Source organism: Methylorubrum zatmanii, from assembly GCF_014845115.1.
Lineage (GTDB): Bacteria > Pseudomonadota > Alphaproteobacteria > Rhizobiales > Beijerinckiaceae > Methylobacterium > Methylobacterium zatmanii.
On sequence record NZ_NKUI01000138.1, the window covers coordinates 1 to 19,179 of the forward strand.

Below are 19,179 nucleotides of genomic sequence, written 5' to 3' on the forward strand. Positions count from 1 at the left end.
GAGCCATCCACACAGGACATTCGGTGCGGCCGCAGGCGGCGGAGGTTGATCCATGGCGCGCAAGCGTCTCCATCCCACCAGCGAGAGCCTGATCGAGGCCGTCGCACGGCTCGGCCTTTCTCCGAAGGCCGTCGATCTCGAAGCTTTGCGCGCCCATCTCGAACTGCCGGAATTCGGGGCGGCGGTGGAGGACGACCGGGTCGCGCGGGCACTGCGGGAGATGCGGGCGGCAAGGGCGTTCGCGGAGACCGGCATCCCGGCCCTCAGGCAGGCGGTTCCTGCCCTCAAGGCCACGGTCACCAAGGACCATGCCGTGACCTGGAGCATCCGGGTCGGCATTCCGCTGCTGGAAGCCGGCCGCATGGATCTCCGCGTGGAGGTCGCCCCCGATGCGGCCACCACCGGGATCCTCGACGGAATGGCCGCGCGGAACGATCCGACGCGCCGCCTGGACGAGCTGCGCGCGGCGGTGGCGGAGACGGCGGCCGAGACCACCCGTGCGCTGCGCAAGCCGATCGATCGCCTGCGCTCCCAGATTCTCGCCGACCTCCGCGAGGTGGGGGCCGATGCCGCGGCCTATCTCGATCACATGGATCGTTCCCTGCGCTCCCGGCAGTTCCGCTTCGGTCCGAGGCTGGCCCGCTCTCTCTCCGATGCCCTGACGCCGGTTCGCCAACGGGCCAAGGCCGTGGCGCGGGAGGGCTCCCGTCTGCGGCGCCTGCGGGATCAGGTCGGGTTCGGGGCGTATATCGAGAAGTTCTCGGTGGCCCGGCGCCTGAACCGGCGGATCCTCTTCCATATGGGGCCGACGAATTCGGGGAAGACCTACGCCGCCCTGCAGATCCTGACCGCCGCCTCCACCGGCGCCTATCTGGCGCCGCTGCGGCTGCTGGCGCTGGAGAATTACGAGGCCTTGCGCGAGCGCGGCCTGCGCGCCGGCATGGTCACCGGCGAGGAAGTGCTGGGGGAGCCCGATCCGACCCATACGGCCCGGACGATCGAGACCGCCGACCTGACCCGCCCGATCGATGTCGCCGTGATCGACGAGATCCAGATGCTCTCGGACCCGGACCGGGGCTGGGCCTGGACCAATGCCCTGTTCGGCGTCCCGGCCAAGACGGTCATCGTCTGCGGCTCGGACGATGCCCTGTCCTCTGTCCGCCGCGCGGCCGAGGCGGCCAACGAGTCGCTGGAGGTGATCACCTTCGAGCGCAAGTCGCCTCTCGTGCTTCTGGATGAGGCGGTCCCGCTGGAGAAGGTCGAGCCGGGCGACGCGGTCGTCGCCTTCTCCCGTCGCGCGGTGCACGAGAACCGGGAAATCCTCGTGGCCCGGGGGCACCGGGTGGCGACCATCTACGGTGCCCTGTCGCCGGAGGTCCGCCGCGCCGAGGCGGCGCGGTTTCGATCCGGCGAGGCCAATGTCCTGGTGACCACGGATGCCATCGGCATGGGGCTCAATCTCGGCCCCCTGAAACGGATCGTGTTCTCGGCCGTGCGCAAATGGGACGGGGTCGCGGAGCGCGCACTCACGAATTCCGAGATCCGGCAGATCGCCGGCCGGGCCGGGCGCTACGGACACCATGAGGTCGGCTACGTCGCGGCGACGGAGGAGACCGCCATCGAGCCCATCCGGGTCGCGCTGGCGGGCGCGCCCACGGCGCCGGCCGCCGATACGCGCTTCTACGTGCGCCCGGATCTGACGGCGATCCGCTCCGTGTCGGAGGAGATGCGGACGAACAGCCTCTACGAGGTGATGACGCATTTCGCGCGCGCCACCTTCTACGCGGGCTCGCCGTTCCAGCCCTCGGCTCTGGAGGAGGTTCTGGACATCGCCCGGACCATCGACCGCGCCCGCCTGCCGATCGAGGAGAAATTCGCCTTCTCGGTCTGCCCGATCAACCGGCGCGACGAGATCGCGATGGGCATGCTGGAACGCTGGAGCCAGGCCCGGGCGGCCGGAGCGACGGTTCCCGCCCTGCGGGCCAGCCTTGCCGGCGAACTGGATTACCAGGAGCGCACGGTGAAGCTGGCCAGCGCCTATCTCTGGCTCTCACGGCGCTTCCCGGACACGTTCGACGATGTGGAGGCGATCCGGCACATGCGCCGACGCGCCAACGATGCCATCGAGCATCACCTGCGGGAGACGGCGACGCGCAAGGCCGAACGCCGGACCCGGCGCTCCGCCGGAAGTCGGTGAGGCCGCCGGAGGCCGCTGGCAGAACGGGCCTCCGGATTCGCGCTCCGCAGAGGCCGGAATTGTTCACCCGTCGCGCGCCGCGGCCGGAACCGCGGCGATGCCGGCGCCTGCGGCCCAGGCGGTGAGATCCTGCTTGCGGATCGCCGCCGCCATCATGTCGGGGAAGAGGTCCGGCGTGCAGGCGAAGGCGGGCACGCCGAGGCCGGCGAGCCGCGCGGCCAGCCCCCGGTCATAGGCCGGCGCGCCCTCGTCGGACAGGGCCAGCAGCGCCACCACCTGCACGCCCGCGCCGACGAGACGCTGTGCCTGGGCGAGCAGGCCAGCCTCGACCCCGCCCTCGTAGAGGTCGGAAATCAGCACAAGCACCGTGTCCTCGGGCCGGGTGATGCGCGAGGCGCAGTAACCGACCGCCCGGTTGATGTCGGTGCCGCCGCCGAGCTGGACCGAGAACAGCACCTCGACCGGATCGTCCATCTCGTCGGAGAGATCGACCACCTCGGTGTCGAACACCACGAGCCGGGTCGAGACCGCCGGCAGCGAGGCCATCACCGCCCCGAAGATGCTCGAATAGACCACCGAATTGGCCATCGAACCCGATTGGTCGATGCACAGGATCACGTCCTTGAGCGAACCGCGGCTCTTGCGGCCGTGGCCGAGGCGGGTCTCCGGGATGATGGTGCGGTACTCCGCCTGATAGTGGCGCAGGTTCGCCCGGATGGTGCGGTTCCAGTCGATCTCGGCGTGGCGCGGCCGGCGGTTGATGCTGGCGCGGTCGATCGCCCCGGTCACCGCCTGCCGCAGCGGTTCCTCCAGCCGCTGCATCAGCGCGTCCACGACCTTGCGCACCACGAGGCGGGCGGTCTCCCGGGTGCGCCCGCCGAGCAGGCCGCGCATCGAGATCAGGGTCGAGACGAGGCTGACATCGGGCTGGACCGCCTCCAGCATCTCCGGCTCGGTCAGCATCCGCTTGAGGTCGAGCCGCTCGAAGGCGTCGCGCTGCATCACCTGCACCACGGAGGCCGGGAAGTAGTCGCGGATGTCGCCGAGCCAGCGCGGGACGGAGGGGGCGGAGGCGCCCAAGCCTCCCTTGCGATCGGAATCGTAGAGGGCGCCCAGCGTCCCGTCGAGGCGCTGGTCGCGCTCGGTCAGGGTGCAGCCGGTCCCCTCGGCGGCCCCGCCGCCGAGAACGAGGCGCCAGCGGCGCAGGCGTTCCGCGTCGCTCCCGCTCATGCCGCATCTCCGGTGGTTTCGTGTGCAGGTCCGGGCTCGGGGCCCAGCAGCAGACGCAGGATCGGCAGCACCTTGGCCGCCCGCGCCGGATCGAAGACCCGAGGCCCCTCTCCCTCGCCGGGGGCTGCCTCGCCCGGCCGGGCCAGCGCCTCGCCGAGCGCCCGGCGCTCGGCCGGCGCCAGCGTCGCGAAGGTGCGGCGCACCAGCGGCAGCAATTCGGTGAAGAGGTCCCCGTCGAGGCCGCAGAGCCATGCGTCGACCACCGCGAGCAACTCGCGCCCGTGGATCAGCACCGTGCCGCTGTCCTCGAGAAACCCCTCGATCCAGGCGGCGGCGGGTCCCGCGCCGATGGCGCGCGACAGGGCGAGGCGCAGGCGCTCGCCGGCCTGCGCCGCCGGGAGGGCGCGCGCGTCGAACAGCAGGCGCACGGCGCGACCGACGACGCGGCCGTGGACGTGCTCCTGATCGGCCAGCGCCCGCAGGGCCTCCTGCCAGAGCGCCTTCAGCTCAGGCACCTCGATGAGCGCGACCGCGCCCGAGACGGCGACGATGCGTGCCTTGGCTGCCGCCGCCGCGTCGTCGTCGAGGCTCTGACAGGCGGCGACCAGTCCGGCGGCGGCCCGCGGCACGAGGCCCCGCACCACCGCGAGCACCGGCGCGGTGTCGGAGGAGCGCACCGAGCCGTAGCGGGCCAGCTCGGCGAGGGGGGGCAGCGCCTCCATCAGGTCGAACACGTCGGTCGAGACCGCGGCGCGGTCGTTGAGCGCGCGGATCACCTCGGCGCTGGCATCGGCGAGGTCGGCGTCGAGCAGCGTGCCGATCAGGCCGGAGAGTTCGGCGACGCGGGTCGCTTCCCGCGCGCGGCTCCGCACCCGGCCGGCGGCGGCCTCGGCGACGGTGCCCCCCTCGGCCGAGGCCGCCACCAGCTCCACCACCCATTCCGGCTGCCAGGAGAGGAACCAGCCCTCCTTGAAGGTGCCGCGACCGCGCGCCTCCCGCCGCGTCCCCCAGGGAATGCCGATCAGGCTCAGCCGGTTGAGGAAATGGCTGCGGGCGAGGTCGGTCTCCTTGCGCAGGTCGAGGGTGAGTTCGCCGGCCGCCGCGCCGGGCTTCAGGCGCAAACGCCGGCACTGCGCCTCGAAATCCGCCTCCACCGGCGTGCCGGGGCTGTCGGGCGGAGTGGCTCCGAGGCGCTCGCCGATGACGAGCTTGCGCCGGATCAGCCCCATCGGCGCCGGATCGGCGAAGCAGAGCGTGGCCTGGGCCGCCTCGTCGAGGTCGTCGAGGGAGGGCCGCGCCCGGCCGCGGAAACCCGCCAGAGCCTCCGCGAGCCGTGCGGCCTCGATCACCGAGGCCGGCGACGCGTCGAGATCGTTGTCCCGCAGCAAAGCGGCGGCGCGGGCGAGCCAGCGGGCGGCGACCCGGCCCTCGTGATGCCACAGGGTGTCGTACCATTCCGGAGAGAGCACCCCTGCGCGGTAGCCGGAGGCGGTGGCCAGCCGCTCGTAGGACCAGGGCGCCCAGGCGGCGGCAACCTTGGTCTTGGGCAGGTTTTTCAGGGTTGCGGCATCGGCGCTTGCCTGGCCCTTGGCGTCGTGGCGGGCGAGCGCCGGCACGTGCCACGCGCCGCAGACCACGGCGATGCGCTCGAACCCCTCCTTGGCCGCCTTGCGGATCGCCGCGCGCATATGCGCCTCGCGCGCCTCCTCCCGAAACGCGTCATCGGGGTCGGACTCGGCGCCCTCACGCAAAGCCGCCATCGCCTCGGCAATCGCGGCGAAGACGTCGCCGTCCGCGCCCGCCCGGCTCTCGACCAGCGCGTCCCACCAGCGCTCACCGTCCGGGTAGCCGGCCACCGCCGCCAGTTCACCGAGCGGGTCGCGCCGGATCGCGGCTTTTGCCGGGGCGGGTCCGTGATCGGGCGGACCTTCCGCCGCCTCGGCGACCGGATCGGCATCGATCGGTGCGGCGTCCGGGGGAGCCTCCGATACGCCGAAACCGTCGGCGAGCTGGATCGCGTGCGGCAGGTCGATGAAGCGCACGGCGGCGCCGGCCGCGACCCCGAAGCGCATCGCCACCCATTCCGGCGAGAAGGCCGCGAAGGGGAAGAAGGCGCAATCCCGCGGCCGGTCGGTCCGGTAGACGAGGAGCGCCACGGGCGGCGCCATCGCCTCGTGGAGGCTCTGCGGGATCAGCGCGTCGGCATCCGGCGGCCCCTCGATCAGCAGGCAATCGGGTGCGAAGCCGTCGAGCGCCGTCCGGAGCGAGCGGGCCGAGCCGGGGCCGTGATGGCGGATGCCGAAGAGGCGGATGTCGGGCATCGCTCAGGTCACGCGCTCGCGCGGGCGGCCTTGTAGAAATCCTTCCAGCCGTCCCGCTCCTTGACCACGGTCTCGAGATATTCGCGCCAGACGATGGCGTCCTGCACCGGGTCCTTCACCACGGCGCCACTGATCCCGGAGACGAGGTCCTGGGCCGAGAGGCGGCCGTCGCCGAAATGCGCGGCAAGCGCCAGCCCGCTGCCGACGACGCTGATGGCCTCCGCCGTCGAGAGCGTGCCGGAGGGCTGCTTCACCTTGCTCTTGCCGTCCACGGTCACGCCCTCGCGCAGCTCGCGGAAGATCGTGACGACGCGGCGGATCTGCTCGGCCCCCGGCGGCTCGGCCGGAATCTCGAAGGCGCGCCCGAGCGAGGCGACCCGCGTCTCGACGATGGCGATCTCCGCCTCGATGGTGGCGGGCGGCGGCAGCACCACGGTGTTGAAACGCCGCTTGAGCGCGCTCGACAATTCGTTGACGCCGCGATCCCGGTTGTTGGCCGTGGCGATGAGGTTGAAGCCCTTTTGCGCCGGCACCTCCTCGTTCAGCTCGGGGATCGGCAGGGTCTTTTCCGAGAGGATGGTGATGAAGCTGTCCTGGGTCTCGGAGGGGATGCGGGTCAGTTCCTCGACGCGGGCGATGCGGCCTTCGCTCATCGCGCGCATCACCGGCGAGCCGACCACCGCCTCGCGGCTCGGGCCCTTGGCGAGCAGCAGCGCGTAGTTCCAGCCGTAGCGGATCGCCTCCTCGCTGGTGCCGGCGGTGCCCTGGACGATCAGGCGCGAGGTGCCGCAGATCGCCGCCGCCAGATGCTCGCTGACCCAGCTCTTGGCGGTGCCCGGCACGCCGAGGAGCAGCAGCGCCCGGTCGGTGGCGAGCGTCGCCACCGCAACCTCCATCAGGCGCCGGTCTCCGATATATTTCGGCGTGACCTCGAAGCCGGAGGGGAGCCGCCCGCCCAGGAGGTAGGTGACGACGGCCTGCGGCGACATCTGCCAGTTCGGCGGGCGCGGCCGGTCGTCGGAGTCCCGCAGGGCCGCGATCTCCTCGGCGAAGGCATCCTCGGCGGCCTGGCGCAGCTGCGCGGCCTTGACTCCGTTGGTCGATGTCATCCTCGGGCGTTCCCCCCTACTGTGGTCTCCGGCCGGAAGTCGCGCCGGATCGCGGCGCGCAGTTCCAGCGTCCCGGTCATTCCGGTGAGTTGCGTGCGGAGGCGGTCGCCCTCCTCCTCCGGCAGGCGCGCCAGGATGGCGGCGGCGGAGGCGGCTGTGTCGTCGCCCGGCCAGAGCCGGTCGCCGAGACCGGCGATCACCCAGGGCTTGGCGAGGTCGCGCCGCAGGGCATCCGAGCCGCGGGTGACGAAGGCGAGCCAATCGAGCAAGGCGGCGCTGAAGGGTTCCGAAAAGTGCTCCGGCCCGGAGCCGAGCACGGCCAGCACTCCTTCGATCTTGCGGGCGCGGATCAGCGCCGCGACCCGGGCCTCCCACTCGGCGCCGGGCAGGAGCGCGAGCGCCTCCGCCCACATTCTCAGAAGCTCGTCGGTGCGCCGGACGCCGGAGATCCTGCCCTCGGACGCCTCGGCCGTGACGTCGGCCATCGCCTCGGTCCAGGCCGGGTCGCGCGCACGCGCGGTGGCCGAGAACAATCCACGGAAGACCGGCTCGGCCCACTCGCTGCGCAGGGCCAGCTCGATCCAGAGCCGCGGCGGGTGGTCGGCGAAGGCGTGGAGCGGCGCGCGGGCGAGGATCGCCCTCAGAAGGGCGGCCCGGGCCCCGCCGCCCCGCCGCTCCCAGTCGCTCGCCTCGACGCCGTCGCGGGCAAGCTCCGCGCTCTCCTCCGGCAGGGTGACGACGAGCGTGTGCGTGCTCCGTCCGAGCAGCCGGCGCTTGCTCTCGATGCTCAGCGCGGCCCGTGCCCGCGCCGCCATGCGCTCGGCGTAGCGCGAGCCGGGAAGCCCCTGCAGCAGTTGCTGCGCGGCGAGCCGCACGCCGCCGGCGCGGTCGTCGAGGCAGGCTTCGAGGAAGGGCTCGTCGGCCGCCGACAGGCCGGTCTCCAGCGCATGGACCAGGGCCTCGCGGAGATCGGCCTTCTCCTTGCGGAAGACCGGTTCCAGGGCGGCGCGGGCGCCCTCGGGATCGCGCGCGCGCAGCGCGGCGAAGGCGGCGCGGCGCTCGGCCAGCGTTCCCGTGGTCCAGTCCGACACGTCCGGCGCCCCGACGAGGGGCTCGTCCGGGGCCTCGCCGCAGGCGCGGGCGAGCCAGGCGAGCTCACTGCCGACGACGGCGGAAGCTGTCGCCGGCAGGCTGTCGCGGTGGAGCATCAGCGCCTGGAACAGCCAAGCCGGAGGGCGCAGCCCCGCCGCGGCAGCGAGGTCGAACCATTCCGCGACGCGGTTGCGTGCGGCCTGGCCGTCGACGAGGAGGCCGTAGAGCCGCGTCGCGGCGGCGGGCGGACATTCGGGCCCGAATGCCTCCCGAGGCTCGGTCGGCGCCAGCGCCTCCGGCCCGAATCCGGTGCCGGCGAGATGGTGGATGCCTTCCGCCGCGAGCCGCGCCAGCAGGGCGGCACCGGGATCGGCCGCCGCCCCGGAAGCGGCGACGAGATCGGCAAGCGGACCGGGAACGGCGGGCGGTGCCCGCTCGGCCCCGAGGAGCGCGGCGGCGAGCGTCGGCTCCCAGCCATCTGCGGCGAAGCCGGCCGACGGGGCGGCGGAACGGTCCACGGCCTCCATCAGGCCACCTGCAGCAGGACCGGTTGCGCGCCCTGCGCCGGCATCGCGTAGAGGCGTCCTTCCGAGACGAGGGCGAGGGGGCTGAGGCCGGCGCCGTCATAGAGGCCGAACAGGTCGACCGGCCGGCCCGCCGCCACCGCGAGCAGGCTCGGCAGGCGCGGATCGGCCCGCAGCGCGAGGCATCCGCCGGCATCCCCCGCCGCGAAGGCGGGCCGGTGACCTGCCTTGTGATCTGTCGTGCCGCCCGTCGCCGCGAGGCGCCCGAGCCGCACGCCCTTCAGCCGCACCGGCCAGCGCTCGGTCCAGGGGGCGCGCGCCAACGCTTCGGCGAACGCGTCCCGCGCCGCCGCGACGCTGGCCGCGCCGGGGAGCACCGCCTCCGCCGCCGGGCCGCTGCGCCCCTCGCGGAACACCGCGCGCAGGGGCGGGTCACCGGGCAGGAAGGCGAGCGCGCCGCGAAAGTCCTGGCCGGCGGCGGGGGCCGGCGGCAGGGGCGAGCCGGCGCTGCCGTAATCGAGCACCTGGGCCAGGGCGCCGCTCGCCCGGCCGACGAGCCAGACGGAGCGGGCGGTGAGCCGATCCTCCTCCTCGATCGCGTGCGCCAGCACCGCCCAGTCGTCGGTTTGGCCCGGCCGGATCGCCATCTCCTCGGCGGTGACGGAATAGCCGAGGGCGGCACGCACGCCCGCCGCCTGCTCGGGCGCCAGCGCATCGAGGCGGCGCGCAGCCCGGACCAGCAGGGCGAGGCGGCCGAGGCCGAGCCCGAGGGCCGCCTCCGGCCGGGAGGCGCCGGGCTGGGGCGCGGCGGCGATCAGCCCCGGCAGGGCACGCACGCGGCGGGCGAGGCCGGGAACCTGACCGTCCACGAGGCGCCCGGCCATGCGATCCCAGAAGGCGTAAGGTTCGCTGCGCAGGGCGGAGAGCCCGCGCCGCATCAGGTCGCGCAGCCAGAGATCGACCTCGTCGAGGGCGGCGGCGACCCGATCCTCGCGGGCCTGCCGGCGCTTGGCCTGTGCCTTTTCATCGACTGGCTTGACCGGCGCCTGCGCCCGGGTCTCGGCCGCAGCGGCACGGCTCTCGCGCCCCTTCATCCAGGCGGCGGCCCAATCCGGCGGCTCGGCCTCGGCAATCGCCGCCGCCGCATCGACCAGCATCAGGCCGAGGGCGTGCTTGCAGGGGAACTTGCGGCTCGGGCAGGTGCATTTCGAAGCGGGGCCGGCCAGATCCGCGACCGTGCGGTAGGGGCTCGCCCCACTGCCCTTGATCTCACCCCAGATCACCGTCCCCGCCCGGCCGAGGCCGAGCCAACTGGCCGGCTTGGACTGAGCTTGGCCCGCCTTACGGCTCGCCGCGTCAGGCGCGAGATCGAGGATCTGAGCAGTCGTCAAAGTCATGCGTCGGGGCGGTCGGTATTCCGATCATCGAATCGACGAGCGCCTCAGATTACCGCCTTCCGTCACCCGATCAACCTTGACTCATCGGAATTTAAAGCGTCTTTAGTCTGTTCCGATTCGAGATGGTTCACGCCTTCGACCTTCCCGAGATCCGGAATTTTATTTTCTTATTCTATTCCCGATCAAAGGCCGGCATGCCCTCGGGAGGCGCTGTGCGGACGACCAGGGTGCTCGATCTCGCCTCAGGCCATCGCCTCTCCGGATGATCGACCCTGCCATCACAGGGCATCGTCGGCGTTCTCAGCCCCCATCCGACGTGACGATCATGCCGGCGACACTCGACGGAAACCCACCTCGCCTCTTGCTTACTGCGCATGACGGCAGGCTACAAAGCACGCCCCCGTTGGGTGTTCGGTCTTCCCTCTCGCCCTTCTGGCATCATCGACCGGGACCTGCCGCTCTTCTCGATGCCGGATCCTCCTTCGCTCAAGATCGGGATTGCGCTCACGATCAGGATTGAGCCGCCTGTCCGGGCTCCTGCTCCAGCAAGCCTTCTTGCGCCGAACCGGCCGCCATGCCGGCGGAATGGGCTCTTGCACGGCGCTTGCACCCGCCCGTCGAACGGCCTGGCCCGAGCCCGGAACGAGCGCCCCCATGAAGAAAGTCGCCCCCGCTACCCTCGATGTCCGCGCGATGCGCACGCTGCTCGTGCTTCTGACCGAGTGCAATGTCTCGCGCGCCGCCGAACGCCTCGGCCAAGCGCAGCCCACGGTGAGCTTGGCCTTGAAGCGGCTGCGCGAGATGCTGGGCGATCCGCTCCTGGTGCGGTACGGCGGTTCCCTCGTTCCGACCGAGCGCGGCCTCGACCTCAAGGTTTCGCTCGAAGCGATCCTCTCAGAGATCGACGCGCGCCTCACCCCGCACCCGACCTTCGATCCCGCCCACTCGGATCGGACCTTCAGGCTGGCGGCGAACAATTGCCTCGGCTCGGTCTTCCTGCCGCCCCTGGTGCGAACGATCCGCCGTGCCGCCCCCGGCGTCACGGTCGAGGTCGGCCAGACGCCGCCGATGGAGGATCTGCTGCGCCAGATGGCGGAAGGCGCGATCGATGCCGTGATCGGCAACTGGCCGCAGCCGCCCAGCCACCTGCGCATCTCGACGCTGCTCAGCACGGACATCGTCTGCGTGATGCGGCCGAACCATCGCCTCGCGCGCAGGGAGGGACGGATCGACCTCGCCGACTTCCTGGCCGAGGGGCATCTTTCGCCGACCTCGGACCGGAACGCCCAGCTCAGCCCGATCGACGGGCGTCTGATCGAGCTCGGCCTGAAGCGGCGCATCGCCGTCACCGTGCCGGAATACGCGATGGTGCCCTACATGCTCGCCCAATCCGACCTGCTGTTCACGACGGGGCGCCACTTCGCCGAGCAGATCGCGCAGTCCTTCGCGTTCTCGCTCGTGGATGCGCCGGAGGAACTCGGCCGCATGAGCTTCTACATGCTCTGGCACGACTGCAAGCATCACTCGCCGGCCCATGCCTGGCTCCGCCGCACCATCCGCTCGGTCGCGGCCGATATCCGCGCCCTTGATCCGGCCCTGCCCGACACCGAAGCGAGGTCTGCCATGCCGCTCTGCGCGGTCTGACCGCCCCATCGATCATCGCGCGGGCGCCGCATGGGATCGATGGCAAGGCGGGCAACATTCCGACTAAGTCGATATAATTTCAATTGGTTCGCCCGCAGCAGCGCAACGCCAATACCCGGTATTGTGTTCGCGATATAGGCGAAGGCGCCTTCCTCCTCCAAGACAACCGGCATCGGATCGCCAAGGGGCGGTGGGATGATGATGTCTGCATCCATGAATCGGCGCAGGGCTCTCGGCGGGATCGGCGCCGGCCCCTGCGCAGCCCTCGGCCTCGCTGCCCCGCGCCTGCGCGGGCGCCTCGTCTTCGCCGGGCTGTTGCTGCTGCCGTTCCTGGTGCCGAAGACCGTGCTGCTGAGCTGGACCGGCCTCTCCCGCGGCGCGCCCGCGCTGATCGCGGCCCAGACGCTGATGGCGCTCCCCTTCACCACCGTAATCGTCACCGTGATCGTCTTGGCCATGCTCATCCGCCTCGACCGGCGGCTGGCCGCTGGGCGACCCGACCGTCTCGATGTGCCTGGCCGGGCGCGTCCAGCCCCTATCCTTGATCGTCGCCTCGGAGTTCCGGCGTGAGCCGAAGCCCGCCCTCAACGCCATGCGGGTCGTCCTCGCCCTGACGGCCGCGACCATCATCGCCTCCGACCTCTTCCGCCGTGGCCGCCGGCGCGGCTCCGCCCTGTCCTCAAGGATCGCCGATGTCGACCTCGCCCCCTCCCCTTCCGACGCCCGAGCACCTGACGCGCGCGGCCCGCGACGACCTCGCGGCCCTCGGCTTCCCCGCCCCGGCCTGGCTGCCCGCGCTCACCGGGCCGGGCCCCGCGGACGTCGCCGAGGTCGCCATCGTCGGCGCCGGTCAGTCCGGCCTCATCGCGGCGGCGGCGCTGAAATGGGACGGGTTGACGGACATCCGCATCTTCGACGGCGCCGCCCCCGGCGCGGAAGGGCCGTGGACGACCTTTGCCAGGATGCAAACCCTGCGATCGCCGAAGACCCAGGTCGGATCCGAGTTCAACGTCCCCAATCTGTCCGTTCGCCGCTGGTACGAGAGCCGCCACGGCGCCCAGGCCTGGGCCGACCTCCCGGCGATCCCGCGCACCGAATGGAAGGCCTATCTCGACTGGTACGCTGCGGTCTTCGATCTGCCGGTCCGGCACGGCAGCGAGGTGCTGGACGTCGCCCCCGAGGGCGCGCTGGTCGCCCTCACCGTCCGGCGCGAGGGGCGGATCGAGCGGCATCTCGCACGCACCGTCGTGCTCGCCACGGGCCTCGACGGCGCCGGCGCGTGGCGGGTGCCCACCTTCGTGTCCGACGCCCTGCCGCGCGACCGCTACGACCACAGCAACGGTCCGATCGATTTCGAGCGGCTCAGGGGCGCGCGGATCGGCATCCTCGGCCACGGGGCCTCCGCCTTCGACAACGCAATCACGGCGCTTCGCACCGGAGCGGCGAGCGTCGATCTCTGCTTCCGCCGCCCCCGTCTGCCGCGGATCAACCCGCACCGGGCGCTCGAGAATGCCGCCCTGATGACCCATTACTCGGATCTGGCGGACGAGACGCGCTGGCGGATCGCGCGCTTCTTCCGCCGCCAGGACCAGCCGCCGCCGTTGCGGACCTTCGAGACGGCGCTCGCGCAGCCGGGCCTCCGCCTGCGGCCGGCCACGCCCTGGCTCGGCCTGCGCGAGCGGGACGGCGCCATCGAAGTCGACACGCCCGCCGGCCCCCTCGTCTTCGACCACCTGATCCTCGCGACGGGCATGGCGGTCGACCTCGCCGCACGGCCGGAACTCGCGACCCTGCACGACAAGGTCGCGCTCTGGGGTGAGCGCTTCCGCCCCGCGCCCGAGGAGGCGGACGAGCGCCTCGCCAGCCTGCCCTATCTCGACCGCCACTTCGCCTTCCTGCCCAGGACGGCGGACGATGCCTGGGTCGCTCGGGTCTTCGCCTTCAACGTGAGTTCGATCGTCAGCCACGGACCGCATTCCACCTCGATCAGCGGCCATCGCCACGCCCTGCCGCGCCTCGTGCGCGGCGTGGAGCGGCGCCTGCTCCTCGACGCGGAGGGCGGCCTCCTGCCGTTCCTCGCGGATTACGCGGTGCCGGAACTGCACGTGGCCGACGATTTCGAGGCCCGCCTTTCCGGCTGCGCCGCGCCGCAGGTCCAGGCATGATCGCTGCCCGGCCGCCGGGCCGTCGCGACAGGTGGACGCCGCCGCCTCTGCCGCTGGCGCTCACGACAGATTCCAGGGGGCCGTCCGTCCGCGAGCGGCCCCGGTCAGAGCAGGCTTCCGCCCACGCGACGCGGCAGAGCCGGAGAGGTGCCTCGCTATGAGAACGGCCCCCGTAAACGCCACCGGGACGGATGGCAGCACCTTCGATGCGTTGATGGCATCGATGCCGGGCTTCGGCTCGGAATTCGAACGCACCTTCGCCAATCACGCGCCGATGGTGCTCGCCGCCCTCCGGGAGATCGGTGGGACCGACACGCAGCTGCGCCGGTTCTTCGATCACTACCGCGACGCCAAGCGGCTCACGCCGTTCGGCTCTCCGCACGCGCGCCTCGACGCCGGGAACTGGACGACGGCCCTCGGCCGGCGCGAGCGCGAGCCGGATCTCCGGCTCTACTTCGCGGCGGAGGTCGCGCGCCTCGGCATCGACGGCGCGCTCCGGTGCCACCTGCCCGTCCTGGCGCCGGGCATCGCGGCCAGCGCCTTTCACGCGCTGATGCGCACCGCCTACGGCGTGTTCCGCACCAGCGAGACGGATGTCGCGATCGCTCTCGCCTACTGGGCCGCGACCTATCTGCCCCTGCCGCCTTCCACCGGGGCGCCCCCCATCACCGCCGACCCCGCCGAGGTGCTGCGCCGCGTGGCCTCGATCGAGGCGCTGCATCATCTGCCGCTGCACGAGTTGCTCTGGCAGAACATCCGCGACGCCGCGGCCGTGCCGGACTTCGCCCCGGTGGTGGACTGGCTGGAGGTCGGGCCCGACACGATGGCGGCGATGGCCGCGACCGGCCTCGTCCTGTTCGCCGCGACCCAGCATTTCGCCGCGCTCCACGTCGTCACCGGTCTCCACTGGATCCGCCTGCTCGCGCCGCATTGCAACGCGCCGGTCCTCCAGTTGATGCTGCGCGTGTTCTGGCAGAGTGTCGCCGCCCTGTCCGGCGAGCTGGGTTTTCCCAGCCTGCCCGATCCGGACACGGTCGAGCGCTGGCGCCGGCTTCCCGTCCCGGACTGGCCTGAGATCCGTGCCGCCGCCGCGGCGAGCTTCGACGAGCACGACATCAGTCTCGTCTTCTCGGCCGGCGCGGAGATGGCCGTCTACGGCGATCCCCTGTACCGTGTCGCCGCCGCCCGCCGCGTCGGCCTCATCGGAGATTACGCGCGATGACGACGGGCACGGACTGCATCATCGAGGCAGGCACGATCCTGTCCGGTCTCGGGCCGGACGGCACCATGGGTCTGCGGCACGACGCGGCGGTCCGCGTCGAGAAGGGGATGATCGCGCAGATCGGCCCGCTGGAGGCCGTCAGCTACGGCTACGGCGACCTGCCGCGCTTCGGCTCGCGCGAGATGATCGCGCTGCCCGGCCTCGTGAACGGCCACCATCACTTCGGCGTCACGCCGCTGATGCAGGGCGTGCCCTTCGCAGCCCTGGAACTCTGGCTGCCACGCTTCCGCGCGATGCGCGCCGTCGATCCGCGCCTCGACACGCTCTTCTCGGCGATCGAGATGCTGGAGAGCGGCACGACCACCGTGCATCACATCCATAGCGGCCTGTCGGGCACGCCCGAGCAATGGACGGCATCGGCGGATGCGGTGCTCGGCGCCTATCGCGAGATCGGCATGCGGGCCGGCTTCTCCTTCATGGTCCGCGACCGCAATCTCCTCGCCTACGACGCCGACGAAACCATCCTGGCCGGCCTGCCCGCGCAGACGCGCGCCTGGATCGCACCGAAGCTCGCCGCGGCCATGATCCCGGTCGGCGAGCTGATGGACTTCGTCGGGGCGCTGCGCGCGCGCTGGCTGACCGCCGAGCCCGACCATGTGCGGATTAATCTCGCCCCCGCCAACCTGCACTGGTGCAGCGACGAGGCTCTCCAGGCGATCGCCGAGACGGCCCGCGCCGGCGGCTCGCAGATCCACATGCATCTCGTCGAGACCGAGCGGCAGGCGGACTATGCCAAACGCACCTTCGGCCGCAGCGCGGTCGCGCATCTGAAGGCGCTCGGCTGCCTCGGCCCGGAGATGACCCTCGGCCACGGCAACTGGATGGACCGGGCCGATCTCGACATCCTCGCCGAATGCGGCTGCTCCGTCTGCCACAACGCCTCCTCGGGCCTCCGGCTCGGCAGCGGCATCGCGCCGGTCAACGCGATGCGCCGGCGCGGCATCCCGGTGGCGCTCGGCATCGACCAGTCGAACATCGCCGACGACCGCGACATGACGCTGGAGATGAAGCTCGTCTGGGCGCTGCACCGCGAGACCGGCATGTGGAGCGAGGGGCCGGATGCCGCCGCCGTGCTGCAGATGGCGACCGAGCACGGTGCGCGCACGGTCGGCTTCGGCGGCCTCGCCGGCCGGCTCGAACCGGGCTGGCAGGCGGACATCGTCCTGATGGACCGCAGGCGGCTCGCCGCCCCCGCGATCAGCCCCCGGACGCCGGCGGCGGAGGCCGTGCTCCATCGCGGCGGCCGCCATGCCATCCGTCAGGTCTTCGTGGGCGGCCGCCTCGTCGTGGACGAGGGCCGCGTCGTTGGCATCGACCGCGAAGCGGTCATGCGCGAGGTCGCGGCCATCCTCGAACGGCCCGAGACGGCGGACGAACGGGCGGCCGTCGAGGCGGCCGAAAGCCTCGTCGCCCATCTGGACGCCTATCACCGCGCCCGGGAGACCGGGCCGTCGGCCTCCTACCGCTACAACGCGATGGCCGACGGCTGAACGGCCCCGGCCCGCCCTGGACGGAAGAAGCGGAATGAACGACGACGCCACCGCGCTGGCCGAAGCCATCGCCTCCGGACGCCTCACGGCGGCGGCGGCCATGGAAGCGGCGATCGCCGCCGGCGAGGCGCGCGGCCCCCTCGGTGCGATCGTGTTCACCGCGCCCGCACTCGGGCGAGCTGCGGCGGAGCGCATCGACGCGATGAGCGCCGATGCCGCGCCCCGGGCGACGATGCCGTTCGCCGGCGTTCCGACCCTTGCCAAGGATCTCGGCGGCCCCTTCGCCGGCCTGCCGGTGGCGGCGGGATCGCGCACCCGGCCCCGGCTCGACGGCGCTCCCGACAGCGAGTTGGCCTCCCGGTTCCGGGCGGCCGGCCTCTGTCCCTTCGGCCTGACCACCAGCCCTGAATTCGGGCTTTCGCTCGCCAGCGAGCCGGCCGCCGGTCCCGCCAGCCGCAATCCACTCGCGCCCGGGCGCTCCGCCGGCGGCTCCTCGGGCGGGGCTGCGGCCGCCGTCGCGGCCGGGATCGTCGCGATCGCCCACGCGACGGATGCGGGCGGCTCGATCCGCGTTCCCGCCGCCTGCTGCGGGCTCGTCGGCCTGAAGCCGGGGCGGGGTTCGGTGCCGGGCGGCCCGGCCTATGGCAACCATGTCGGTGGCCTCGCCAGCGAATTCGCGGTCTGCCGCTCGGTGCGCGATGCCGCGACGGCCTTTCGGGCGATCGCGGGCGGGGTGAGAGGGCCCTTTCCCCCGCCGGCCTTCGCGCCGCCCGACGTGGACGCGCCGCTGCGCATCGGCCTTCTCACGGAAACGGGCGCCGACCTGCCGACCGATCCGAAACGCTCGGAGGCCGTGGACGCCGCCGGGCGCGCCCTGGAGCGCCTCGGGCACCGCCTCGTCCCACTGAGATACGAGGCCGTCGCGCCGATGGTCCTCGCCAGCGGCCGCATCTTCGCCGGGATCGTCGCCGTCAACCTCACCGAACTCGCGGCGCGCCTTTGCCTCGACCTGTCGCTGGCGGAAAACGTGACGCAAGCCGTCGCCGAAAACGGCCGGGCGATGAGCGCCGCCGAGATCTGGGCATTGATGCGCGAGATGATCCTCGTCGGTCACGATCTCTGGCAGATCTTTGAGGGGATCGACATCCTGCTCACCCCGATGCTGGCCAGCGCGCCCAGGCCGCTCGGCAGCTTTCCCCACGATCACCGCGACATCGACCTGCATTTCAGGCGCATGCTCGCCTTCGCACCGCTGGCGCCCCTCGCCAACGTCTCCGGCTTCCCCGCGCTGACGCTGCCCTTCGGCGAGGATCGCGACGGCCTGCCGCTTCCCGTCCAGCTGCTCGCACCGATGGGCGGAGAAGCGAGGCTTCTCGCGCTCGCCGCGCCGCTTGAGGCGGAGGGACGCTGGCGCCACCGTCATCCCGTGGCCGGGCTCACCCCATGAATGGTCACGGTGGCCGCCCCCGCGCTTGCCTTCACCCCAGGATCGAGACCATGCCCGAAACGACATCGGCCCCGACAATGCAGGGCCATGGCCGCTACGCCTATTCCGCCCTGCCGGATCGGCCCGTCTACGACTGGCCCGGCGGCAGGCGGCTCGCCGTCTACATCGCCCTGAACCTCGAAACCTTCGACTTCGGCGCCGGCCTCGGAGCCGAACTGGCGCCGGGCGGGCCGCAGCCGGACGTCCTGAACTTCGCCTGGCGCGACTGGGGCAACCGGGTCGGGGCGTGGCGCATCCGCGACCTGCTCGACGCACTGGGCCTGCCGGCGAGCATCCTGGTCAACAGCCGGATCTATCGGGATTGCCCTGGCCTGATCGAGGCCTTTCGCGCCCGCGGCGACGAGATCGTCGGGCACGGCCGCAGCAATGCCGAGCGGCAGGGCACCCTGCCGGAGGCGGAAGAGCGCGCCCTCATCGCCGAGGCGACGGCGGTGCTGACGCGGGAGGAGGGCAAGGCGCCGGCGGGCTGGCTCGGTCCCTGGATCTCGCAATCGCGGGTCACGCCGGACCTGCTGGCGGAGGCGGGCTACCGCTACCTGCTCGACTGGTGCCACGACGACCAGCCGGTCTGGTTCGCGACGCGCGACGGCGGACGCATCCTCTCGGTGCCCTATCCGCAGGAACTGAACGACATCCCGGCCATCGTCGCCCGCAAGGACACGGGGCGGGAATTCGCCGAGGCCATCGAGGACGCCTTCGAGGAGATGCTCGACCAGTCGCGCCAAGCGCCGCTGGTCATGGGCATCGCCCTGCATCCCTACATCGTCGGCCAGCCGCACCGGCTGCGTCCCCTGCGGCAGGCCCTCGAACGGATCGCCCGGCACCGGGACACGGTCTGGCTCACCACGGCCGGTGCGATCGCGACGCACATCGCCGACTTGGCCGGGGCGACACCGGCTTGCGGCGCGCGCCACCCGTCTTCGGGCTGATCCTCCCCCGACAGCTCGTTGACCGGGCTGTCGGGCCGGCCATCCCAGGTCCAGGGCTTGGTTGAGATCCGATACGGAATCCGCTTGATCGGAGAGGTCCCGTCTCGGCAAGCCCGCGCGGCACTCTAAGTCCGCGCGGCGCCTGAGCGAAGCCCAGATCCGCCCTCCCGAAGGGATCGACCGGATTGGGTATGAGGCCCTTTTCGGCTCCGCCGGATGCCGGCCCCTCGGGAGCGAAGGGAGATATCGCGTCGTTTCGTGTATGGGGAGCGGCCGGTTTCGGCTGTATCGA

At 72.1% G+C, this 19,179-nt stretch carries 13 protein-coding genes; 8 read left to right on the plus strand and 5 right to left on the minus strand.

All coding sequences use genetic code 11. The annotated features are described in order from the left end of the window. Positions 1–52: 52 nt before the first annotated feature. Positions 53–2,197, plus strand: coding sequence for a helicase-related protein (locus MZTS_RS16870; protein ID WP_192284715.1), 2,145 nt, complete (start codon positions 53–55; stop codon positions 2,195–2,197). A 63-nt stretch (positions 2,198–2,260) separates the two neighbouring features. On the opposite strand, the gene MZTS_RS16875 is transcribed toward MZTS_RS16870, so the two are convergent. Genes MZTS_RS16875 through MZTS_RS16895 form a run of 5 tightly spaced genes read right to left on the minus strand, consistent with a single transcriptional unit; the run spans position 2,261 to position 9,870 of the window. Further along, positions 2,261–3,427, minus strand: coding sequence for a VWA domain-containing protein (locus MZTS_RS16875; protein ID WP_192284716.1), 1,167 nt, complete (start codon positions 3,425–3,427; stop codon positions 2,261–2,263). Beyond that, positions 3,424–5,748 carry a DUF5682 family protein gene (locus MZTS_RS16880; RefSeq protein ID WP_192284717.1) on the minus strand — a complete coding sequence of 775 codons (2,325 nt, stop codon included), beginning with the start codon at positions 5,746–5,748 and terminating at the stop codon, positions 3,424–3,426. The genes MZTS_RS16875 and MZTS_RS16880 overlap by 4 nt, the downstream gene beginning before the upstream one ends. A gap of 8 nt (positions 5,749–5,756) precedes the next feature. Then, complete coding sequence (locus MZTS_RS16885; protein WP_192284718.1) at positions 5,757–6,857, minus strand: ATP-binding protein; 1,101 nt, start codon at positions 6,855–6,857, stop codon at positions 5,757–5,759. Continuing rightward, a complete protein-coding gene (locus tag MZTS_RS16890; RefSeq protein WP_343068783.1) occupies positions 6,854–8,467 on the minus strand; it encodes a DUF5691 domain-containing protein in 1,614 nt (537 codons plus the stop codon). The genes MZTS_RS16885 and MZTS_RS16890 overlap by 4 nt, the downstream gene beginning before the upstream one ends. Before the next feature lie 8 nt (positions 8,468–8,475). Further along, a complete protein-coding gene (locus MZTS_RS16895) occupies positions 8,476–9,870 on the minus strand; it encodes an SWIM zinc finger family protein (RefSeq protein WP_192284720.1) in 1,395 nt (464 codons plus the stop codon). Positions 9,871–10,524: 654 nt separating this feature from the next. On the opposite strand from MZTS_RS16895, the gene MZTS_RS16900 reads away from it, so the two are divergent. The 7 genes from MZTS_RS16900 (at position 10,525) to MZTS_RS16930 (ending at position 18,887) form a co-directional block, all read left to right on the plus strand. Beyond that, a complete protein-coding gene (locus MZTS_RS16900) occupies positions 10,525–11,514 on the plus strand; it encodes a LysR substrate-binding domain-containing protein (RefSeq protein WP_009867450.1) in 990 nt (329 codons plus the stop codon). Positions 11,515–11,727: 213 nt separating this feature from the next. Beyond that, positions 11,728–12,084: an ABC transporter permease subunit gene (locus tag MZTS_RS16905; RefSeq protein ID WP_009867451.1), complete on the plus strand. Its 357-nt coding sequence runs from the start codon at positions 11,728–11,730 to the stop codon at positions 12,082–12,084. Between the two features lie 122 nt (positions 12,085–12,206). Further along, the gene (locus MZTS_RS16910; RefSeq protein ID WP_009867452.1) at positions 12,207–13,679 is read left to right on the plus strand and encodes an FAD/NAD(P)-binding protein; all 1,473 of its coding nucleotides are present in this window, start codon (positions 12,207–12,209) and stop codon (positions 13,677–13,679) included. A 223-nt stretch (positions 13,680–13,902) separates the two neighbouring features. Further along, positions 13,903–14,901 (plus strand): questin oxidase family protein, encoded by a 999-nt coding sequence (locus MZTS_RS16915; protein WP_192284733.1) that lies wholly within the window; start codon positions 13,903–13,905, stop codon positions 14,899–14,901. Beyond that, complete coding sequence (locus MZTS_RS16920; RefSeq protein WP_009867454.1) at positions 14,898–16,451, plus strand: amidohydrolase family protein; 1,554 nt, start codon at positions 14,898–14,900, stop codon at positions 16,449–16,451. The genes MZTS_RS16915 and MZTS_RS16920 overlap by 4 nt, the downstream gene beginning before the upstream one ends. Positions 16,452–16,485: 34 nt before the next feature. Next, positions 16,486–17,898 (plus strand): amidase, encoded by a 1,413-nt coding sequence (locus tag MZTS_RS16925; protein ID WP_192284721.1) that lies wholly within the window; start codon positions 16,486–16,488, stop codon positions 17,896–17,898. A gap of 50 nt (positions 17,899–17,948) precedes the next feature. After that, a complete protein-coding gene (locus MZTS_RS16930) occupies positions 17,949–18,887 on the plus strand; it encodes a polysaccharide deacetylase family protein (RefSeq protein ID WP_192284722.1) in 939 nt (312 codons plus the stop codon). Positions 18,888–19,179: the final 292 nt, after the last annotated feature.